Genomic DNA, 3,223 nt, shown 5'->3' with positions numbered 1-3,223 from the left:
CATCGTCCTTCAGCGTGTTGGCAGATGGGATACGAGCGGAGCTTTTTTGGGAGCTTATGCTCTATTAGAAGTTGCCAGAAATACTTGGCTGGGGTGGACGTGGGATGTCTCGCTGCATAAGTTAATGAGTGGATCGCTGCTCCTATTTACGTTATTTATGATTACCGATCCGCGATCGATCCCCAATGCTCGATCGACTCGGATCGTCTGGGCGATATCGATCGCAGGATTGACATTTATTCTCCGCAATTATTTCTATATTAATGAAGCCATGTTTGTCGCTTTATTTGCTATGTCACCGCTGACAATTTTGCTAGATAGGAATTGGATTGCGCCACATTTTAACTGGCAATCTAATGAGTTGAAGATATCTAAAACTTAGAGTTGTTATCGATCGCTAGAATAGAGGGCGGGTTTGTTCTAGATTTTTAGCAAGATTGCGAACCATATCATAAACCCGCCCCTACAGATCCGTTTAACATTTGGCAGCTATCAATTATCAATTATCAATTATCAACTAATGAACATTTCCCGAATTCTGATTAGTATCTTGCTGGCTTGTATTCTCGTTCTGAGTTGTGCGACTCAAGCGATCGCTTTTTGTGGTTTTTATGTTGGCGGTGCTGATGCCAAATTATTTAATAAAGCCTCACAAGTCGTTATCGCGCGGAATGGCGATCGCACGATCCTTACAATGGCTAATGATTTCCAAGGTGCTATCAAAGATTTTGCGATGGTGGTACCCGTTCCCGTTGCGATTAAAAAAGAACAAGTTCATGTTGGCAAACGCATCGCGATCGAGAAATTAGATGCTTTTAGTCAACCGCGACTAGTAGAATATTTCGATCCCGATCCTTGTACGACACAATTTAATGAATCTGTTATGGATGCTAGGAAAACAGCTCCAGCCGCACCAATGGCAACCAGAAATCGCGCACCAGCAGGAAGAGATGGCGTCACGGTTGAAGATACATTTAAGGTTAACGAATACGAGATAGTTATCCTCAGTGCAAAAGAGTCTAAAGGACTGGAAACATGGCTGCGACGCAGTGGCTATAATATCCCTAAAGGTGCGAGTGCATTACTGAGTCCGTATATCAAGCAAAATCTTAAATTCTTCGTTGCTAAAATCGACCTCAAAGAATTCGATAAGTCTGGATATCAAGTACTGCGTCCGCTGCAAATTGCTTACGAATCGCCGAAATTCATGCTACCGATCCGATTAGGGATGATTAATGCTCGCGGCGATCAGGATTTGGTGGTTTATATTCTTTCGCCTAAAGGTAGAGCAGAACTGACCAATTATCGGACGGTCAAAATTCCTACTGATAAGACAATTCCAGAATATGTTAAATCAGAATTTGGCGAATTTTACAAATCGACTTTTCAGAAAGTGTACGAGCGCGAGCAGAAGAAAGTTGCTTTCTTAGAGTATGCTTGGAATGTTTCTAACTGCGATCCTTGTTCTAGCGATCCACCAACTGCAACTGAATTAAAAGATGTTGGTGTATTTTGGCAGGATAATAGCGATTTACCAGGTAAACCTTTTCCATCGAGTCGGCGATCGATCCCTTCTGGAAATACATTTATCACTCGCTTGCACGTTCGTTATACTCGCGATCGATTCCCCGAAGATTTGATGTTCCAAGAAACCGGCAACCAAGAAAATTTTCAAGGTCGGTATGTGATGAATCATCCGTTTAAAGGCAATCTTAATTGTGATGCTGGTAAAAAATACCAACGCACTCTTCGCCCTAGATTGGAGCAAGAAGCGGGGACGTTGGCAAATCTAACTGGTTGGAGTATTCGCGACATCAATCGTAAGATCGATTTCTCAATTACTCAGCCTAAAAAAGCTGAAGCTAATACTCCATTCTGGCAAAATGTTTGGAAAGACAACTAATTGTTGGCGGTTGGTAGCTTGTTAGCCCTGGCTGGATCTGCGCGCCACCAGTGAAAACATTGTATCTCCGCCCACAAAAGCGACAAGATCGGGGGACAATTAACATCTAGACAGCGGTGAGTAGCCCTGACATTTTACGAGGTCGTTGTCTAGCCAAGATGCTTGATATGAAAGGTATTCAGCCGACGCAACTATTACCAGATCGCCAGATATTCTGAGGCGATCGAGATATGTTTGACAAGCTGGATGTTACTGTAGATTGAGACACATTTTGGAGTGGTTTGTACCGATTGAGATCGCCGCCCAAGTGTCCCGTCCTCAATAACTATAACAATTAACTCCCAACTGTTGAATTATGGATGCTAGAGAACTGTTTGAGAAAGGTGGCCCGGTAATGTGGCCATTATTTGGGCTATCAATTTTATCCTTAGCGACTATTTTGGAACGGCTGTGGTTTTGGTTTAAGACGACTAGGCGAGAGGAAGAAATGGTCGAGCGGGTGCTCGAAGCCGGGGCTAATGACGAGTGGGATACCGCCGCGCAGATTGCCAAACAAGACCGCAATCGCAAACCAATTGGGCGATTCCTCTACTCCCCACTCAAGCGGATGAATCCCGATCCAGAGACATTTAAGCTCGCACTCGAAGCCTCCGCAGAAGACGAGATCGCAACTATGCGCAAAGGTGACAAGATACTCGAATCGATCGTCGCATTAGCACCACTGTTAGGATTATTAGGCACGGTACTCGGTTTGATTCGATCGCTTAGTGGCATCAAATTGGGCGATTTGGGGACTTCGGCTGGTTCGACTGTGACATTGGGGATTAGCGAATCATTGATTTCTACGGCTACCGGGATGGTCGTGGCGATCTTCAGCCTCAGCTTCTATCGGCTGTTCCAAGGTTTCACTTCCGGCCAAATCAAGTTGTTTCGGGGAGCGGGAAATCAGTTAGAATTACTCTACCGCGAACATTGGCTCAAGCTTCAACGTCAAGCGAATGAAGATCCAGAGACAGAATTTATTCGGTGAGTTTAGGATTTAGGTCTTAGGCTTTAGGTCTTAGGCTTTAGGTCTTAGAGGGTGTTTGAAAAGTATAGATTAACACTCGCAAACCCTAGAGAATCCCCCCTAGCCCCCCTTAAAAAGGGGGGAACCGGAATTAAAGTCCCCCTTTTTAAGCAGGGCCGATCTATTGAAGAAAGGAAAAAAATTTGTAGGTTGGGTTGCGGATGCGCGCTCGTCGGGTCTCCCGACGGTTTAGCGCACCAAGCAGAGCCTCGAAACCCAACACACTCAAAAATCAATTGTGCGGATGTTGG

Annotated in this window: 3 protein-coding genes; all 3 read left to right on the top strand. The window is 44.7% G+C overall.

All coding sequences use genetic code 11. The features are described from left to right. A partial coding sequence (locus tag RMO84_RS14550; protein WP_310489165.1) for an RnfABCDGE type electron transport complex subunit D occupies positions 1–382 on the top strand: 382 nt, incomplete at its 5' end. A gap of 138 nt (positions 383–520) precedes the next feature. Next, positions 521–1,903: a DUF2330 domain-containing protein gene (locus tag RMO84_RS14545; RefSeq protein ID WP_310489164.1), complete on the top strand. Its 1,383-nt coding sequence runs from the start codon at positions 521–523 to the stop codon at positions 1,901–1,903. A gap of 355 nt (positions 1,904–2,258) precedes the next feature. Further along, complete coding sequence (locus RMO84_RS14540) at positions 2,259–2,933, top strand: MotA/TolQ/ExbB proton channel family protein (protein WP_310489163.1); 675 nt, start codon at positions 2,259–2,261, stop codon at positions 2,931–2,933. Positions 2,934–3,223 lie beyond the last annotated feature (290 nt).

This window comes from Chamaesiphon sp. VAR_69_metabat_338 (assembly GCF_031423935.1).
In the GTDB taxonomy this organism is placed as follows: domain Bacteria; phylum Cyanobacteriota; class Cyanobacteriia; order Cyanobacteriales; family Chamaesiphonaceae; genus Chamaesiphon.
Note: the sequence above shows the minus strand (reverse complement) of the source record. Positions and strands in the feature narration are given on the sequence as shown.